Raw genomic sequence first — 16,515 nt, 5'->3', positions numbered from 1 at the left:
GGGCACGGGATGGATCTGGCGGCGGGGATCAGGCACGAGGCGATCGAACTGCGTCTCGTGCGCATGAAGGACGCCCGTCCTCTGCAGCAGGAACTGCTGACCAACCGGTCGTGGTTGCAGCCGTGGGAGGCGACGGTGCCGTACGGCAGTGTGTCGTTCGACATGCGGCTGAGCATCCGCCGGCTGTTGCAGCAGTACAAGGACGGCGCCGGGTATCCCTTCGTGATGGAATACGAGGGCGAGGTCGCCGGGCAGCTCAACGTCTGGGGGATCGCGCGCGGATCGCTGTGCTCGGCGACGATCGGCTACTGGGTGAGCGAGCGCTTCGCCGGCAAGGGCATCACCCCGACCGCGGTCGCGATGGCGACGGATGCCTGCTTCACCGAGTACGGCCTGCACCGGATGGAGATCTGCATCCGACCCGAGAACGCCGCGAGTCTGCGCGTCGTGCAGAAGCTCGGATTCCGGTACGAGGGGCTGCGCCGCCGCTACATCCACATCGACGGGGACTGGCGCGATCACTATGCATTCGCCCTCACCCGGGAGGACGTTCCGCAAGGAGTTCTCGCGCGATGGTTGAACGGCCAGGTGCCCCCGGATGCCGCCACCGTGCCCCCCGCGGACCGTCTGACGCTCTGACGGAGATCGGACTCGCCGCGACACGCGCCCGCTGCGCGTTCGGAGGGCTCCCGTACCCGTACCTTTATCGATATGGACGGGCCGGTGCTGAGTGGGGGAGTGATCGTGCTCGTCGCTGTGCTCCTCTGGATGCTGTACCTGCTGCCCTCGTGGCGCGGGCGCTTCCAGTACAACGCCGCCGAGCGCAATGCCGTCCGACTCAATCAGGCGCTGCGTGTGCTGGCGGAAACGAGCGAGACCCCGGATGAGGTGCGCTTCGAATTGAACGCGCGCACCGCGCTGGCGCAGCAGAAGCTCGCCAAGCGCGTGCAGTCCGAACGTGAAGCCGTCGAACTGGAATCGCTGCGCAACGAGCTGGCCGCGACGCGGGCCGATCCCATCGTGCGACAGGCGCGAGCCCGTCGCCGTGTGCGCGCCGTCGCGACGACGAGCCTGGTGCTCGGTGTCGTGCTCGCCGGATTCGGCGTCTGGCAGCTCGTGGCCACCGGCGCCCAGGTTCTCGTCTGGGCCGGTGGCGCGGTGGTTCTTCTCGCGGCGATCACGCTGCAGCGCATGGCGTCGGTCGCCTCGCGCACCGCTCGTCGCGCTGTTCGCGCGGCCGAGCCGGTGGTCGAGCGCATCGCGCCGGAGATCCACGACCAGGGGCGTGCGACGTGGACGCCGCGTCCGCTGCCCGAGCCGCTCGTCTCGGTGGCGGGCTCCCGCGCCCAGACCGCCCAGGCGGAGATCGACGCGCAGCAGGAGCGCCGCAAGGCCGCCCGACTCGCTGCGCTGCGTGAGCGCGCAGAGCAGATGGCTCCGACGGCGCCCGTCGCGATCCCCGCAGCCTCGTCGCCGTACGCCCGCATGGGATTCGTCGACGATGCCGAGATCGAAGCCCACGTGAGGGAGATGCTCTCGCGCCGAGCGGCAGGGTGATCGCTGTCGGCACGAAGCCCCCGATCGTCGTGATAGCGTAGAGACGTTCACGGGCCTATGGCGCAGTTGGTAGCGCGCCTCGTTCGCATCGAGGAGGTCAGGGGTTCGAATCCCCTTAGGTCCACAGAACAGACGGCCGATCAGGCATGAGAGATCATGACTGGTCGGCCGTTTCTTTGTGTCCGCAGACTCTCTACCCCGGCCCCGCGGAGTAGCCTCGGAGGGTGATCGAAGACATCAAGAAGCGCGCTCTGCACCGCACCAGCATCCTCGAGGGTCAGATGCGCGGCGTCGCGCGGATGATCGAGAACGAGGAGTACTGCATGGACATCATCACGCAGTCCCGGGCCATCCAGCGTTCGCTGGAATCGCTGAACCGTCTGCTGCTCGAGAATCACCTGCGCACGCACGTCACGCACATGTTCGAAGAGGGCGGCGAGGAGCGCGACAAGGCCGTGGGCGAGCTGCTCAAGGCCTTCGACTTCGACTCCAAGTAGATTCCGCGTCGCTCAGTGGTCTGAATCGCCATTCGCAACGGAAATCGTTGTGATCAGAGCATCCGACTTCTGTTTTCGCTATACCTGAGCCTCTTCCTGTGTCAGACTCGCCGCAAGCGATTCTCAATGGGGAGGTTCCATGCCCGGCACGATGCCTGCGTCGACGGCGACACTCGACACGCCCACAGCCACCGGCTCCGTCCAGATCGACGGGGTCACCAAGCGCTACGGCACAGCCGTCGCCGTCGATGCCCTGACGCTCGACGTGCACGCGGGGGAGTTCCTCTCCCTTCTCGGCCCGTCCGGGTGCGGCAAGACGACGACCCTGCGCATGATCGCGGGGTTCGAGTATCCGGATGCCGGTGACATCCGCATCTCCGGGCGCAGTGTGCTGAACCTGCCGCCGTATCGGCGCGAGGTGAACACGGTCTTCCAGGCGTATGCGCTGTTCCCGCACCTCACGGTCGCCGAGAACGTCGCATACGGCCTGCAGCAGCGCCGGGTGCCGAAGGCGGAGCAGCGCGAGCGGGTGAGCGAGGCGCTCGACATGGTGCAGCTGCGCTCCTTCGCCGACCGCAAGCCCACCCAGCTGTCGGGCGGTCAGCAGCAGCGCATCGCCCTGTCGCGCGCGCTCATCAACCGACCGAGCGTGCTGCTGCTCGACGAGCCCCTCGCGGCCCTCGACCGCCAGCTGCGCGAAGAGATGCAGCTCGAGCTCAAACTGCTGCAGGCGCGCCTGGGCACCACGTTCGTGTTCGTCACGCACGACCAGGCCGAAGCGCTGTCGATGAGCGACCGCATCGCCGTGATGCGCGCCGGGCGGATCGAGCAGCTCGCGGCCCCTGCGGAGATCTACGCCGAACCGGCATCCGCATACGTGGCCTCGTTCATCGGCCAACAGAACTTCGTGCACGGCACCGTCCGCGCCGAGGGCGACGCGGTCGACACGGCGATCGGCGCGATCTCGGGTCGCTGGGGCGGTGAGCCGGTCGGAGTCGGCCAGCCCGCCGTCGCCGCGATCCGCCCCGAGTACGTGCGACTGGAACAGGGCCCGGGTGCCGGTGTACCCGGCCGCGTGCTCGGCGTCTCGCACCTGGGTGAGACCCTGCAGGTCGCCGTGCGGGTGGGCGGTGACGCCACGTTCCTCTCGCGGATGCCGGCACCGACCGCGCCCAACGTGGGAGTCGACGACGAGGTGCGTTGCGTCTGGGATGCCGCCGACGCCCGCCTCTTCGCCGCCGACGGCATCCCGACCACCGCGACCCACGTGATCGCGCTGCCGAAGGAGGGCGGGCGGTGACGGCCACGCCTCCCGTGCGGGTGCTCGCGCACCGGAGTGCAGCGCGGGTCATCCGCACCGAACTGACCAGACGCGGTTTCCTCGCCACGGCGCTCGTCGCCGGCGGCGCGGTGCTGCTCAGCGCATGCTCACCGGGGCAGAATGCCGCCGCCGTGCACGCGAAAGGCGGGCCGCTCGAAGACAAGCTCTCGATCTACAGCTGGGGAGATTATGACGCCCCCGAGGTGCTCGAACAGTTCACGGCCGAGAACGGTCCGCGCATCGTGCTCGACGCGTTCAACTCGAACGAGGAGCTGATCGCCAAGCTGGTCGCCGCGCGCGGAACCTCCGGCTACGACATCGTGGTGCCGACCGGCGTGTTCGTCGGGCCGATGGCCGAGAACGGACTGCTGCAGAAGTTCAACCTCGACCTGCTGCCGAACATGTCGAACGTGGCGCCCGAGTTCCGTGGGCGCTCCTGGGATCCGGGCAACGAGTACTCGGTGTGCAAGGCCTGGGGCACCACCGGGTTCGTGTACGACAAGCGGGTGATCTCGCGTGAGCTCACCACGTGGAAGGACTTCATCGACGCGGCGCAGAACGAGGCGTCCGGCTCGACCTCGGTGCTCGACGACCCGGCGCCGCTGCTGGGCATCTACTTCTGGGCCAACGGCATCGACTGGACGACGACCGACCCCGACGAGCTCGACGCGGTCGAGAAGTTCCTGGTGAAGGATCTCGCCCCGCACGTCTCGGCATTCGACTCGTACCCCGGCGGCTCCTCCATCCCGCAGGGCTCGCACGCGCTGCTGCAGTCGTACAACGGCGATGCCCGGCTGGGGATCTTCGAGTCCGGAGATCCGGACCGCTGGCAGTGGGTGCTCGGGAGCCCGGCGACGGAGCTGTGGATGGACAACTGGGCGATCGCCGCCGGGGCCCCGCATCCCGAGGCGGCGCACGCGTTCATCAACTTCGTGCTGCAGCCCGACATCCAACTCGCCCAGGTCGACTACATCGGCTACGACACCGGTATCAGCGGCATCCGCGAGCAGGCGGAGGCGGAAGGGCTCGAGCGACTCGACATGGTGTTCTTCGACGATCAGCAGGTGGAGACCATGCACGAGGGCAAGCTCACCGATGCGCAGGACCGCGTCGTCTCGATCTGGAACTCGATGAAGGCGGCCGCCGGTGCGTAAGCTCAAGTTCGGTCTCGCCATCCCCGCCTGGGTCTGGCTGCTCATCTTCTTCGTGGCGCCGATCGGCATGGTCGTCGTGTTCAGCTTCGGCTACAAGCCCAGCATCTTCGCCACGCATGCCCTCGACCACCTGTCGTTTGACCGCTACGTCGAGGCGATGTCGCCGACGTTCTTCAGCACGTTCCTGAACACGTTGTGGATCGGCATCCTCGGCACCTTCCTGTGTCTGCTGATCGGCGCTCCCGTCGCCTACTGGATCGCCGTCAAGGCCGCCCCGTCGAAGCGGGGGCTGCTGCTGGCGCTCGTGATGGTGCCGTTCTGGACGAACTTCCTGGTGCGCACGATCGGATGGCAGGTGATCCTCGCACCCGAGGGCTGGTTGTCGCAGCTGCTGCAGGGGATCGGCGTGATCCCGGGGCCACTCGATCTGCTGTACTCACGCGGAGCGGTGCTGCTGGGTGTCGTCTACAACTATCTGCCTCTGATGATCCTGCCGCTGTTCGTCGCCTTCGACCGGGTGTCCGGACCCTTGCGGGAGGCCAGCAAGGATCTGGGCGCGGGAAGCATCACCACGTTCCTGCGCATCACGGTGCCGCTGGCGCGCCCGGGCATCATCGCCGGCGTGTTGCTGGTGTACATCCCGCTCATGGGCGACTACATCACCGCGACCGTGCTGGGAGGGGCGAAGGGCAACATGATCGGGCAGGTCGTGGCCAGCCAGTTCCAGACGGCGCAGAACTGGGCGCTGGGTTCGGCGATGGCCGTGCTGCTCATCCTCGTGATCATGCTCTCGATCGCCGCGGCGGCCGTGCTGCTGTGGCTCGCGACGCTGCCCGTCCGACAACGCAACCGTCTCGTTCTGGGGGAGGGATCATGACCATGAACACGCGCCCGCGTCGCGGCTTCGCCCGGTTCCTGCTGCCGATCTGGGCGGGAGCGGTGTTCCTGTTCCTGTTCCTGCCGATCCTCGTGATCATCGCGTATTCGTTCAACGTGGGGCGCCTGCTCGTGTCGTGGGATCACTTCGGCTTCGAGTCCTTCCTCGCGATCGTGAACAAGCCGGCGATCCGCGATGCCGTGCTGGTGTCGGTGCGCACCGGTCTGCTCGCAGCTCTCCTCGCCACGGCCCTGGGCACGCTCGCGGGCATCGCGATGGCCCGCAACCCTGGCAAGTGGGTGTGGTGGTTCCTCGGGCTCCTGCTGCTGGTGTCGGTCACGCCCGAGATCGTGGATGCCGTGGCACTACTGCCGTGGCTGGTGTTCCTCGGGCAGGACGTCGGTATCGGCATCTTCAACGACGGCACCATGAGGCTCGTGGTGGGCCAGTCACTCTTCTCGGTCGCGATCGTGTCGTACATCGTGCGTGCGCGCCTCGTCGGACTGGACTCCCGGTTGGAGGAGGCCTCGGCCGACCTCTACGCCCCGCCCGTGCGGACGTTCCTCAAGGTGACGCTGCCGCTCGCGATGCCGGCCGTGCTCGCCGGGTTCCTGCTGTCGTTCACGCTGAGCCTCGACAACACTGTCGTCTCGGCGTTCGTACAGGTCTCGGGCACCACACCGTGGCCGGTGTACGTGTTGAGCGCGCTGCGCAGCGGACTGCGGCCGGAGATCGCGGCGGTGTCGACGATCATGCTGGTGCTCACGTTGTTGGCGCTGGCTCTCGTGGCCGTGGTTCTGAAGAGAGCGGGGGACTCGGCGACCGAGATCGCCCGCACGATGGCAGGAGGATGACGATGGTCTTCGCTGATCTGGTGTTCACGGGCGGCGCGCAGGGCGGTCGGGTGTTCCTGGCGGACGGCGCGCGCACCACGGCGCGGGCGGTCGCCGTGACCGACGGGGTCATCACGGCGGTCGGTCATGATGTCTCGGCGCTGATCGGCCCCGACACTGAGGTCGTCGACCTCGCGGGTGGGCTGCTGGTGCCGGGGTTCCAGGATGCTCACGTGCATCCGGTGTGGGGCGGGCTCGACATGCTGCGCTGTGACCTCTCGGCGCTGTCGACTCGGGATGAGTACCTGGCGCGGATCGCGGAGTACGCCGCCGAGCATCCGGACGATGAGTGGATCCTCGGTGGTGGCTGGCAGATGTCGGCGTTCCCCGGCGGCACGCCCAGCGCGGCCGACCTCGACACCGTGCTGCCCGATCGTCCGGCGTTCCTGCCCAACCGCGACGGGCACGGCGCGTGGGTGAACTCGCGGGCGCTGGAGCTCGCCGGGATCACGAGCGACACCGCGGATCCGGAGGACGGGCGCATCGAGCGGGATGCCACCGGAGCCCCGAGCGGCACGCTGCACGAGGGGGCGATGGGGCTGGTCAATCGGTTACTGCCGATCGAAGCGCCGGAGCGGATGGTCGAGGCGCTGCTGCAGGGGCAGCGGTATCTGCACTCGTTCGGAGTGACGGCCTGGCAGGATGCGATCGTCGGCACCGAGTACGGGGATGCGGGCGATCCGCTTCCGGCGTACCTCTCGGCCGCGGCATCCGGTCAGTTGACCGGCAGAGTCGTCGGCTCGCTGTGGTGGGAACGCTCGAAGGGGCTGGAGCAGATCGACGACATCGTCGCGCGCCGTGACGCGAGCACGGCAGGGCGCTTCCGGGCGCGCAGCGTGAAGATCATGCAGGACGGCGTCGCCGAGAACTTCACCGCCGCGATGCTCGAGCCGTACTGCGACGGCCACGGGCATCCGCGGGAGGACTCCGGTATCTCGTTCGTCGAACCCGAGCTGCTGAAGGAGGCCGCCATCCGGCTCGATGCCCTCGACTTCACGCTGCACTTCCACGCGATCGGCGATCGGGCGGTGCGTGAGTGCCTGGATGCGGTCGAGGCCGCACTGATCGCCAACGGCCCCCGGGGCAACCGGCACCACATCTCGCACATCCAGGTCGTGCACCCCGACGACATCCCGCGGTTCCGCGCGCTCGACGTCACCGCGAACATGCAGATGCTGTGGGCGACGCTGGAGCCGCAGATGGTCGATCTGACCCTCCCGTACCTGGGGGAGCAGCGCAGCGGATGGCAGTATCCGTTCGGAGACCTGCTGCGCTCGGGCGCCGCGCTCGCCGCAGGCAGCGACTGGTCGGTGAGCACGCCGAACCCGATGGCCGCGATCCATGTGGCGGTCAACCGGCAGTCCGCGCCGACCGAGTGGGAGGGGGACTATCCGGCTTTCCTCCCCGAGCAGTCGATCGATCTCGCGACCGCGCTCGCCGCATACACGGCAGGCTCCGCGCGCGTGAACCACCTCGATGACACCGGCACCATCGCGGTGGGGATGCGGGCAGACTTCGCCCTGCTCGATCGGGATCCGTTCGAGCATCCCGCCCGGGAGATAGGCCTCACCGAGGTCGTCGGGACCTGGGTCGAGGGTGTGCGGGTGTACGAGCGGGCCGACGAATCACGGAGGTCGTGACGATTCGCCGAGCTTTCGGCGCAATAGGTCGGCGAATCGTCACAGACTCGGCGAATCGTCGGGCACGGGCCGTCGTCTCAGCCGGCGGTGGCCTCGTCAGCCACGGCCAGCGCGTCGTCGAGCACGGCGAGCCCGCGCACCAGGTCGTCTTCGCTGATGATCAGCGGGGGAGCGACGTGCATGCGGTTGAAGTGCGTGAACGGCCAGACGCCGCCCTTTTTCGCCGCCGCCGCGAACGCGGCCATGGGGGCGGCATCCGCTCCGGAGGCGTTGAACGGCACGAGCGGCTCGCGGGTCTCCTTGTCGCGCACGAGCTCGACGGCCCAGAACAACCCGAGGCCTCGCACCTCGCCCACGCTCGGGTGCGTCTCGGCCCACCCGCGCAGCGTCGGCTCGACGATGCGCTCGCCCAGGTCGCGCACGCGCTCCAGGATGCCGTCACGGCGGAACACCTCGAACGTCGCCACACCGGCAGCGCAGGCGAGCGGGTGGCCCGAATAGGTCAGCCCGCCGGCGAACGGCACGGTGTCGAACGCGGCGGCGATCCGCTCCGAGATCACGACGCCGCCGAGCGGCACGTAGCCGGAATTGACGCCCTTCGCGAAGGTGATCAGGTCGGGCTGGCCGTCGAACGCGTCGACGCCGAACCATTCGCCCAGCCGGCCGAAGCCGACCATGACCTCATCCGCGATGTACACGATGCCGAAGCGGTCGCACAGCTCGCGCACACCCTGCAGGTACCCGGGCGGTGGCACGAGCACGCCGTTGGTGCCGACGACCGTCTCGATGATGATCGCGGCGATGGTGTGCGGGCCCTCGAGCTGGATGGTCTGCTCGAGGTGCGCGAGCGCCCGCTCGGACTCCTGCTCCGGGGTCTCGGCGTGGAAAGGCGAGCGGTACAGGTAGGGCCCGAAGAAGCGCACGGTGCCGTTGTCGACCCCGTCGTTCGCCCAGCGGCGCGGGTCGCCGGTGAGCGAGATCGCGGTCGAGGTGGAGCCGTGGTAGCTGCGGTACATCGACAGCACCTTGCGGCGGCCGGTGAACTGACGGGCCATGCGCACTGCATATTCGTTCGCCTCTGCGCCGCCGTTGGTGAAGAAGACCTTCTCGAGTCCCTCCGGTGCGACCTCGGCGATCAGGCGCGCGAGCTCGCCGCGCACGTCATTCGCGATCGACGGCTGGATCGTGGCGAGACGCCCGGCCTGCTGCTGGATCGCCGCGACCAGGTCGGGATGCTGGTGGCCGAGGTTCAGGTTCACCAGCTGGCTGGAGAAGTCCAGGTACGCGTTGCCGGCGTAGTCCCAGAAGGTGGAACCCTCGCCCGCGGCGACGGGCAGCGGGTCGATCAGGGCCTGCGCGCTCCAGGAGTGGAACACGTGGCCGCGGTCGTCGGCTCGCACCTGCGCCTCCGCCTCGGGGGCGGGGAGCGGGTGGGAGTTGCCGTGGCGGTCGGTGTAGTTCGTCATGCGCGTTCCCTGTCTCTGTCGTCGCCGGATCAGTGGTTGCTCGGGAAGCCGAGGTCGATCTGCGAGGGGGTGTGGTCGGGCCAGCGGGTCGTGACGACCTTCGACCGCGTGTAGAAGTGCACCGACTCGGGGCCGTAGATGTGGGAGTCGCCGAACAGCGAGTCCTTCCAGCCGCCGAACGAGTAGGCGCCGATCGGCACGGGGATCGGCACGTTCACGCCGACCATGCCGACCTCGATGTCGAACTCGTACTGCCGGGCGGTGCCGCCGTCGCGGGTGAAGATCGCGGTGCCGTTGCCGTAGGCGTTGCCGTTGACGAGCTCGACCGCCTCGGCGTAGGTCTCGACGCGCACGACCGTGAGCACCGGGCCGAAGATCTCGTCGTCGTACACCTTCATGCCCGGGGCGACCTGGTCGATCAGGCTGACACCCAGGAAGAAACCGTCGGAGTCGAACTGCTTCTGCGTGCCGTCGACCACGACCTTCGCACCCTCGGCCGCGGCGCCCGTGACGTAGGAGGCGACCTTGTCGCGGTGCTCGCGCGTGATGAGCGGACCCATCTCGCTGGCGGCATCCGTGCCGGGCCCGATCTTCAGTCCGTCGATGCGGGAGGCGATCGCCGAGACCAGGTCGTCGGCGATGTCGCCCACGGCCACCAGCACCGAGACGGCCATACAGCGCTCTCCGGCCGAGCCGTAGGCGGCGGAGACCGCAGCATCCGCGGCGCCGTCGATGTCGGCATCCGGCATCACGACCATGTGGTTCTTGGCGCCGCCGAGGGCCTGCACGCGCTTGCCGGCGGCCGAGGCGCGCTGGTAGATCGAGCGGGCGATCGGCGTGGAGCCGACGAAGCTGACAGCCGAGACCTTCGACGAGTCGAGGAGCGCATCGACGGCCTCTTTGTCTCCGTGCACGACGTTCAGCACGCCGTCGGGCAGGCCCGCCTCGGAGAAGAGCTTCGCGATCCAGACCGCGGCGGACGGGTCCTTCTCGCTGGGCTTGAGCACGACCGTGTTGCCGCAGGCGATCGCGGATGCCACCATCCACAGCGGCACCATCACCGGGAAGTTGAACGGGGTGATCGCGGCGACCACGCCGACCGGCTGCTTGACCGAGTGCACGTCGACGCCGCGAGAGACCTGCTCGCTGCGCTCTCCCTTGAGCAGATGCACGAGTCCGGCGGCGAACTCCACGTTCTCAATACCGCGCGACACCTCGCCGGCGGCATCCGAGAGCACCTTGCCGTGCTCCGACGTGACGATGGCGGCGAGCTCGGGGGTGCGCTCCTTGAGCAGCTGGCGCAGGCGGAAGAAGACGTCGGCGCGCTTGATCAGGCTCGTCTCGCGCCAGGCGGGAGCCGCAGCTGCGGCGGCGGCGATCGCGGCGTCGACCTCGGCGGTCGAAGCGAAGGCGACCTGCTTCGACACCTCTCCGGTGGCGGGATCGAAGACCTGGCCGGTGCGGGCCGCCTCGGCGACCTCCGTGCCGTTGATGACGTGACGGACGATGTCCACGATGTTCCTCCGACTGCTGAAGATGGATTCTCGAACACTCTGACCGGGGTTCGATACGCTGATACTCCTCAATGATCACAGAGGCAGACAGGGGAGAGGGATGTCAGATCGTCAGAACTTGGCACTCGATCGGACAGATCGTCCGGCTCGGCACTCCGATGCTCTCCTCACGGTCGCCGATGTGCTCGCAGAGCCGGTGCTGCAGGCGGGTTCACCCGAGGTCATCGTCGGTGGCGCCGCGCTCGATGCCGACGTGCGCTGGGCTCACGCGTCCGACAGTGCGGGCGTCGCGCGGTTGCTCGACGGTGGCGAGCTGCTGCTGACCACGGGCGCCGGCTGGTCGACGGACGCTGCGGCGTTGACGGAGTTCGCGCTCGCCCTGCATCGCGCGGGTGTCGCAGGCATCGTCGTCGAGCTGGGGGCGGAGCACCCGCGCATCCCCGAGCCGGTGGTCGAGGTGTGCAGGGCGCGGGGGATGGCTCTGATCGCCCTGCACGCGGAGACGAAGTTCGTCGCGGTCACCGAGGCGGTGCACCGCGCGCTGATCGCCGCGCAGACCGACGCCCTGCACGAGCGCCAGCGTCTGCACGACCTCTTCACCGGGCTGAGCCTGCAGGGAGCGCCCGCCGATGTCGTCGTGGCCGAGACGGCGAAGGCGCTGGGGGCGCCGGTCGTGCTGGAGAACCTCGCGCGCGAGGTGATCGCTGTGGAGCCGCTGAGGGTGCCTGTCGCTGAGGCGTTGGCGCAGCGGGGCGCTGCCGAGCGCACCCCCGTGCAGGCGCGCGGGGTGAGGTGGGGGACGCTGCTGGCGCTGCCGGGGCCTTCGCATCCGGCCGGACGCCTCACGGTGTTGGAGCAGGGGGCCACGGCGCTCGCCTTCGGCTGCCTCGCCGATGGCGGGGATGCCGAGTGGTCGATCCTCGCGCAGAGCGGGATCATCGAGGACCTGCTCGGCGCCCGCTTCGCGAGTCCGGACGATATCGCAGCGCGTCTGGCGGCCGGGGGATTCGACCTGACCGGACGCTCGTGTCATGGCATCGTGGCAAGGGGCGCCGTGTCGGCGAGCGAACTCGCGTACCGGGCGCGCCAAGAGGGGTGCGCGGTGGTCGCGGCGCGAATCGGCGACGACGATGTGGCGCTCCTCCTGCTTCCCGCATCCGTTCTGCTGACCGACGCGCTGGCGGCACGGATCGCCGGTCCTGATCGGACGATCTTCGTCGGTTCGTCGGCCGGTGACGTGCTCGAACTGCTCGCGTCGCTGAGCGCGGCGCGAGACCTCGCGGCGAGCGATCGATCGGACTCCGGTCCTCGGGTGCGGCGAGTCGACGCCCGCCCGCTCGAGCGCCTGGTCGCCTCGCTGCGCGACGACCACCGACTGCATGCGCACAGTGAACGGATGCTGGCACCCCTGGTCGCCTATGACCGTGAACGCCGGGGAGACCTGCTCGACGTGCTGCGCGCCCTGGTGACGCATCCGGGCAACCGCTCCGCGGCGGCATCCGCCAGCCACCTCTCCCGCTCGGTGTTCTACCAGCGCCTCACGCTGATCGGTGATCTCCTCGACGTCGATCTCGACGACGGGGAGACGCTCGCAGCGCTCCACCTCGCGCTCCTGGCCCACCGCGGCACGACGGCCCACCGCAGCACGACGGCCCCCCGCTGAGCGAGGAGCCGTCGAGACGTGCGCGCGAGCGCCTAGAGCACCGACTGGGCGCGGGTCAGCACGTCGCGGAGGATCTGCTCGATCTCACGGAACTCCGGCTGACCGATCGTGAGCGGCGGAGCCAGCTGGATCACGGGGTCGCCGCGGTCGTCGGCGCGGCAGTAGAGACCGGCCTCGAACAGGGCAGGGGAGAGGAAGCCGCGCAGCAGTCGCTCGGACTCCGCGTCGTCGAACGTCTCCTTGGTCGCCTTGTCCTTGACGAGCTCGATGCCGAAGAAGTAGCCGTCGCCGCGCACATCGCCCACGATCGGGATGTCGAGGAGCTTCTCGAGCTCGGCTCGGAACAGCGGGGAGTTCTCGCGCACGCGCTGGTTCAGCCCCTCTTCGTCGAAGATGGCGAGGTTCTCGAGGGCGACCGCCGCCGACACCGGGTGACCGCCGAACGTGTACCCGTGGGGGAACGACACGTCGCCCTTCGAGAACGGCTCGTAGATGCGGTCGCTCACGATCGTGGCGCCGATGGGGGAGTATCCGCTCGTCATTCCCTTCGCGCAGGTGATCATGTCGGGCACGTAGCCGAGTCCCGTGCAGGCGAAGGTGTGGCCGAGTCGACCGAACGCGCAGATGACCTCATCGGAGACGAGCAGCACGTCGTGGCGATCGCAGATCTCGCGCACGCGGGCGAAGTAGCCGGGAGGGGGCGGGAAGCATCCGCCGGAGTTCTGCACCGGCTCGAGGAAGACCGCGGCGACCGTGTCGGCGCCTTCGAAGAGGATCATCTCCTCGATGCGATCGGCAGCCCAGCGCCCGAACGCCTCGATGTCGTCAGCGGGCCCACCCATCTCCGCCGCGCGGTAGAAGTTGGTGTTCGGCACGCGGAAGCCGCCGGGGGTGACCGGCTCGAACATCGATTTCATCGCGGGGATGCCGGTGATCGCGAGAGCGCCCTGCGGGGTGCCGTGGTACGCCACCGATCGGGAGATGACCTTGTGCTTGGTGGGCTTGCCCTGCAGCTTCCAATAGTGCTTGGCGAGCTTGAACGCGGTCTCGACGGCCTCGCCGCCACCGGTCGAGAAGAAGACGCGGTTCAGGTCACCCGGGGCCTCATCGGCGAGGCGGTCGGCGAGCTCGATCGCGGCGGGGTGCGCGTACGACCACAGTGGGAAGAACGCCAACTCCGACGCCTGCTTCGCGGCGGCTTCGGCGAGACGTCGGCGCCCGTGCCCGGCGTTCACGACGAAGAGCCCCGCGAGACCGTCGAAGTACTTCTTGCCCTTCGCATCCCAGATGTGGTGCCCGTCGCCCTTGACGATGATGGGCACTCCGGACTTCTCCATCGTGGACTGTCGAGTGAAATGCATCCAGAGGTGGTCCTTGGCCATCGCCTGGAGCTCGGCCTCGGATGCCTGCGTACGTTCGGTGCTCATCTGGTCCCCCAGTTGTAGAGCTGCTTCTGCAGCTTGGCGTATATGAAGGTCTCGGTGGAGAGGACCCCGTCGATGGGGCGGATCTTGTCGTTGATCAGGGCGAGCAGATCCTCGTCGTCCTCGCAGACGACCTCGGCGAGCACGTCGAAGGCCCCGACCGTGATGACGACGTAGTCGATGGCTTCGATCGCCGCGACCGCTTCGGCGACGAGCCGGGCATCGCCGGAGACGCGGATGCCGATCATGGCCTGCCGGTGGAAGCCGAGCTGCATCGGATCGGTCACCGCGACGATCTGCATGATGCCCGACTCGGTGAGGCGCTGCACCCGTTGGCGCACCGCCGCCTCACTGAGGCCGACGACGCGGCCGATGTCGGAGTAGGAGCGGCGCCCGTCCTCCTGGAGCAACTCGATGATCGTCTTGGACACCTCATCCAGCGTGGGATGTTTTTTCGACGCACTCATGGTGCGATCTTCGCACTCGAGACGTCGTTCAGCAACCGATTCCGCGCTTTGGGTTCTCTGTGCCTGCGGAATCGTCAGTGTGGGCGCTCAGGATTCGAGCGGCCCCAACCACGCACCGGCGGCGGTCGCGTGCGCGGATTCCGGGTCGGACGGATGGAAGGCCCCGGCGAGGACATCGCGATAGAGGCGCGAGAGTTCGTTCGCGGAGAAGTAGGAGCCGCCTCCGGCGACCAGCATGGCCTGATCGACCACCTGCTTCGCCATGCTGATCGCCCGGTGCTTGAGCCCAGACAGCAGCGTGAACCACCGTGCACCGTTGTCGGCCTGCTCGTCGACGTCCCGCGCGAGCGCGGCGATCTGGGGCGGAAGGGCGTCGTAGGCCAGCGCCATCTCCGCGATGCGCCAGCGGATGTCGGGGTCCTGGCTGTAGGCGGCCCCGGACTTCTTGGAGCGGCGCGCGTGCGCCGTCTCGACCGCGAGATCGAGCGCCCTCCGTGCGATCCCGGTGTAGACCGAGGCAAGCAGGATCTCGAAGACGCTGAAGATGCCGAACACGATCGGATCGGGGTTCGGCCCCGGATCGATCCGCCGGACGACATGCGCGGCATCCGCGATCGCGCCGTTCAACCGGGTGGTGCGGCTCTGCGTGCCACGCATGCCCAGGGTGTCCCAGTCGTCCGACGTGGCCACGGCGTCGGTGCGCTCGATGAACGCGAACACCAGCTTCGGGGCATCCGCGCTGGTGGTGTCGAGTCCGTGCAGCCCCAGCCGTGTCCACACCGGGGCGAGCGAGGTGAAGATCTTGGTGCCGGTGAAGGCGTAGCCGCCGTCGGCGAGAGGCACGGCATCCGTGTCGCTGCCGAACAGCACGAGGTCGTTGCCGCCTTCGCTGATACCGAAGGCGAAGACCTCGCCGGCGACGGCGCCGTCCTGCACGAACTCCAGGCCAGGTACGCCGCGGTCGGAGAACACCTTCGCGACGCCGGTCCAGACCAGGTGCATGTTGATCGCGAGGGCCGTCGCGGGCGCGGCGGCCGCGAGACGCTGCTGCAGGATCGCCGCCTCGGCGAGACCGAGTCCGGCGCCGCCGCGCTCGGTGGGCACGAGGATCGAGAGGTAGCCGGCTGCCCGGAGCTCGTCGAGATCCTGCTGCGGGAACGTGTTCTCGCGGTCATGCAGGGGCGCGCGCTCGCGGATGCGCTCCAGCAGCTCGTCGGAGAGATGGGCGGTGGGATCGAACGCGCTCACGCCAGAGCCTCCAGGAGTTGCCTGACGGATTCCTCGGGCTTGTCGCGGTGCAGGGAATGTCCCGCTCCGGCGACGATCGACATCGAGATCAGCGGGTTCGCCGCCAGCACCTCCGCGGCGAGGTCTCCGGTGAAGATGCTGTAGACCGCCGGGTCTGCCGCGATCACGTGCGTCGGCACCGTGAGAGCCGCGGCGGCCGCGCGCACATCCCACGGCTGGTTCTGCGCGCTGGTCTGCTCGACGGCCCAGGCGCTGGCTCGGAGCACGGCGTCGACCTTCAGCTCCTGGTCCTGCGGGTGCCAGTGCGGATGCTCCTGCTGCACGACCTCGAGGCGGGTGTCGGCGAAGGCGCGCTCCTGACTGCGGCGCACGATCCCCGCATCGCGGCCGTTCACATGGATCGCGGGATCGATCAGGATCAACCGGCGCGTCCACTCCGGAGCGGATGCCGCGGCCACCGTGCTCGCCGCACCGCCCAGCGAGTGCCCGATCACCGCGTCCCAGGTGTCGCCGTGGTGCGGCAGCGTCTCCACGAGGTCGGCACCGTACGCCGCGACCGAGTAGTCGACTGACCGCGGAGCGTCGCCGTGACCGCGCAGGTCGACCGCCGTCGCATGCCAGCCGGCATCGGCCAGCGCGTCTCCGAGACGCCACATCAGCGCGCCGGAAGAGCCGAGACCATGCACGAGAAGGGCGCGGCGGGGAGCCGAGGGGGAGCCCCAGGCGATGCGGGGCAGCAGGAGCGGTGCGGGCATGATCCCAGCCTACGACCGGGTGGGCGCAGCGGTCCCGGC

General features: G+C 68.8%; 15 protein-coding genes and 1 tRNA gene. 10 read left to right on the top strand and 6 right to left on the bottom strand.

The annotated features are described in order from the left end of the window. Positions 1-9 precede the first annotated feature (9 nt). The 9 genes from P0Y60_14150 to P0Y60_14110 all read left to right on the top strand — a co-directional run bounded on the left by P0Y60_14150 (position 10) and on the right by P0Y60_14110 (position 7,939). A complete protein-coding gene (locus tag P0Y60_14150; protein WEK60443.1) occupies positions 10-639 on the top strand; it encodes a GNAT family protein in 630 nt (209 codons plus the stop codon). Between the two features lie 72 nt (positions 640-711). Beyond that, complete coding sequence (locus P0Y60_14145) at positions 712-1,557, top strand: hypothetical protein (protein ID WEK60442.1); 846 nt, start codon at positions 712-714, stop codon at positions 1,555-1,557. 51 nt (positions 1,558-1,608) lie between these two features. After that, positions 1,609-1,681 (top strand) — tRNA-Ala (locus tag P0Y60_14140). A 100-nt stretch (positions 1,682-1,781) separates the two neighbouring features. Continuing rightward, positions 1,782-2,054, top strand: a complete 273-nt coding sequence (locus P0Y60_14135) for a metal-sensitive transcriptional regulator (protein ID WEK60441.1) — start codon at positions 1,782-1,784, stop codon at positions 2,052-2,054. A gap of 139 nt (positions 2,055-2,193) precedes the next feature. Next, a complete protein-coding gene (locus tag P0Y60_14130; protein ID WEK60440.1) occupies positions 2,194-3,354 on the top strand; it encodes an ABC transporter ATP-binding protein in 1,161 nt (386 codons plus the stop codon). Further along, a complete protein-coding gene (locus tag P0Y60_14125) occupies positions 3,351-4,529 on the top strand; it encodes a spermidine/putrescine ABC transporter substrate-binding protein (GenBank protein ID WEK60439.1) in 1,179 nt (392 codons plus the stop codon). Before P0Y60_14130 ends, P0Y60_14125 begins: the two co-directional genes overlap by 4 nt. Continuing rightward, positions 4,522-5,406 (top strand): ABC transporter permease, encoded by an 885-nt coding sequence (locus tag P0Y60_14120; protein ID WEK60438.1) that lies wholly within the window; start codon positions 4,522-4,524, stop codon positions 5,404-5,406. Before P0Y60_14125 ends, P0Y60_14120 begins: the two co-directional genes overlap by 8 nt. Continuing rightward, positions 5,403-6,260, top strand: coding sequence for an ABC transporter permease (locus P0Y60_14115; GenBank protein ID WEK60437.1), 858 nt, complete (start codon positions 5,403-5,405; stop codon positions 6,258-6,260). Before P0Y60_14120 ends, P0Y60_14115 begins: the two co-directional genes overlap by 4 nt. A 2-nt stretch (positions 6,261-6,262) precedes the next feature. After that, positions 6,263-7,939, top strand: a complete 1,677-nt coding sequence (locus tag P0Y60_14110) for an amidohydrolase (protein ID WEK60436.1) — start codon at positions 6,263-6,265, stop codon at positions 7,937-7,939. Between the two features lie 77 nt (positions 7,940-8,016). Here P0Y60_14110 and P0Y60_14105 read toward each other — a convergent pair whose 3' ends face one another. After that, complete coding sequence (locus P0Y60_14105) at positions 8,017-9,405, bottom strand: aspartate aminotransferase family protein (protein WEK60435.1); 1,389 nt, start codon at positions 9,403-9,405, stop codon at positions 8,017-8,019. Between the two features lie 29 nt (positions 9,406-9,434). After that, positions 9,435-10,919 (bottom strand): CoA-acylating methylmalonate-semialdehyde dehydrogenase, encoded by a 1,485-nt coding sequence (locus P0Y60_14100; protein ID WEK60434.1) that lies wholly within the window; start codon positions 10,917-10,919, stop codon positions 9,435-9,437. A gap of 118 nt (positions 10,920-11,037) precedes the next feature. On the opposite strand from P0Y60_14100, the gene P0Y60_14095 reads away from it, so the two are divergent. After that, the gene (locus P0Y60_14095) at positions 11,038-12,582 is read left to right on the top strand and encodes a PucR family transcriptional regulator ligand-binding domain-containing protein (GenBank protein ID WEK60433.1); all 1,545 of its coding nucleotides are present in this window, start codon (positions 11,038-11,040) and stop codon (positions 12,580-12,582) included. A gap of 32 nt (positions 12,583-12,614) precedes the next feature. Here the strand turns inward: P0Y60_14095 and P0Y60_14090 are convergent, their stop codons facing one another. From P0Y60_14090 to P0Y60_14075, 4 genes are all read right to left on the bottom strand, one after another. Further along, positions 12,615-14,009, bottom strand: a complete 1,395-nt coding sequence (locus tag P0Y60_14090) for an aspartate aminotransferase family protein (GenBank protein ID WEK60432.1) — start codon at positions 14,007-14,009, stop codon at positions 12,615-12,617. Beyond that, the gene (locus tag P0Y60_14085; protein WEK60431.1) at positions 14,006-14,473 is read right to left on the bottom strand and encodes an Lrp/AsnC family transcriptional regulator; all 468 of its coding nucleotides are present in this window, start codon (positions 14,471-14,473) and stop codon (positions 14,006-14,008) included. Before P0Y60_14085 ends, P0Y60_14090 begins: the two co-directional genes overlap by 4 nt. Before the next feature lie 87 nt (positions 14,474-14,560). Next, positions 14,561-15,721: an acyl-CoA/acyl-ACP dehydrogenase gene (locus tag P0Y60_14080; protein ID WEK60430.1), complete on the bottom strand. Its 1,161-nt coding sequence runs from the start codon at positions 15,719-15,721 to the stop codon at positions 14,561-14,563. Then, entirely contained in the window at positions 15,718-16,476 is a 759-nt protein-coding gene (locus P0Y60_14075) for an alpha/beta hydrolase (GenBank protein ID WEK60429.1), read from the bottom strand. The genes P0Y60_14080 and P0Y60_14075 overlap by 4 nt, the downstream gene beginning before the upstream one ends. Positions 16,477-16,515 lie beyond the last annotated feature (39 nt).

Origin of the sequence: Candidatus Microbacterium colombiense (genome assembly GCA_029203165.1) — a bacterium.
Classification (GTDB): Bacteria; Actinomycetota; Actinomycetes; order Actinomycetales; family Microbacteriaceae; genus Microbacterium; species Microbacterium colombiense.
This window is presented reverse-complemented; position numbering and strand designations above follow the sequence as displayed.

What these genes read in the sequence shown, in the direction of transcription:
- P0Y60_14130 (WEK60440.1), top strand. Translation starts at nt 2,194, where the DNA reads ATGCCCGGCACGATGCCTGCGTCGACGGCGACACTCGACACGCCCACA.
- P0Y60_14085 (WEK60431.1), bottom strand. Translation starts at nt 14,473, where the DNA reads ATGAGTGCGTCGAAAAAACATCCCACGCTGGATGAGGTGTCCAAGACG.
- P0Y60_14075 (WEK60429.1), bottom strand. Translation starts at nt 16,476, where the DNA reads ATGCCCGCACCGCTCCTGCTGCCCCGCATCGCCTGGGGCTCCCCCTCG.
- P0Y60_14150 (WEK60443.1), top strand. Translation starts at nt 10, where the DNA reads ATGGATCTGGCGGCGGGGATCAGGCACGAGGCGATCGAACTGCGTCTC.
- P0Y60_14090 (WEK60432.1), bottom strand. Translation starts at nt 14,009, where the DNA reads ATGAGCACCGAACGTACGCAGGCATCCGAGGCCGAGCTCCAGGCGATG.
- P0Y60_14110 (WEK60436.1), top strand. Translation starts at nt 6,263, where the DNA reads ATGGTCTTCGCTGATCTGGTGTTCACGGGCGGCGCGCAGGGCGGTCGG.
- P0Y60_14105 (WEK60435.1), bottom strand. Translation starts at nt 9,405, where the DNA reads ATGACGAACTACACCGACCGCCACGGCAACTCCCACCCGCTCCCCGCC.
- P0Y60_14115 (WEK60437.1), top strand. Translation starts at nt 5,403, where the DNA reads ATGACCATGAACACGCGCCCGCGTCGCGGCTTCGCCCGGTTCCTGCTG.
- P0Y60_14145 (WEK60442.1), top strand. Translation starts at nt 712, where the DNA reads ATGGACGGGCCGGTGCTGAGTGGGGGAGTGATCGTGCTCGTCGCTGTG.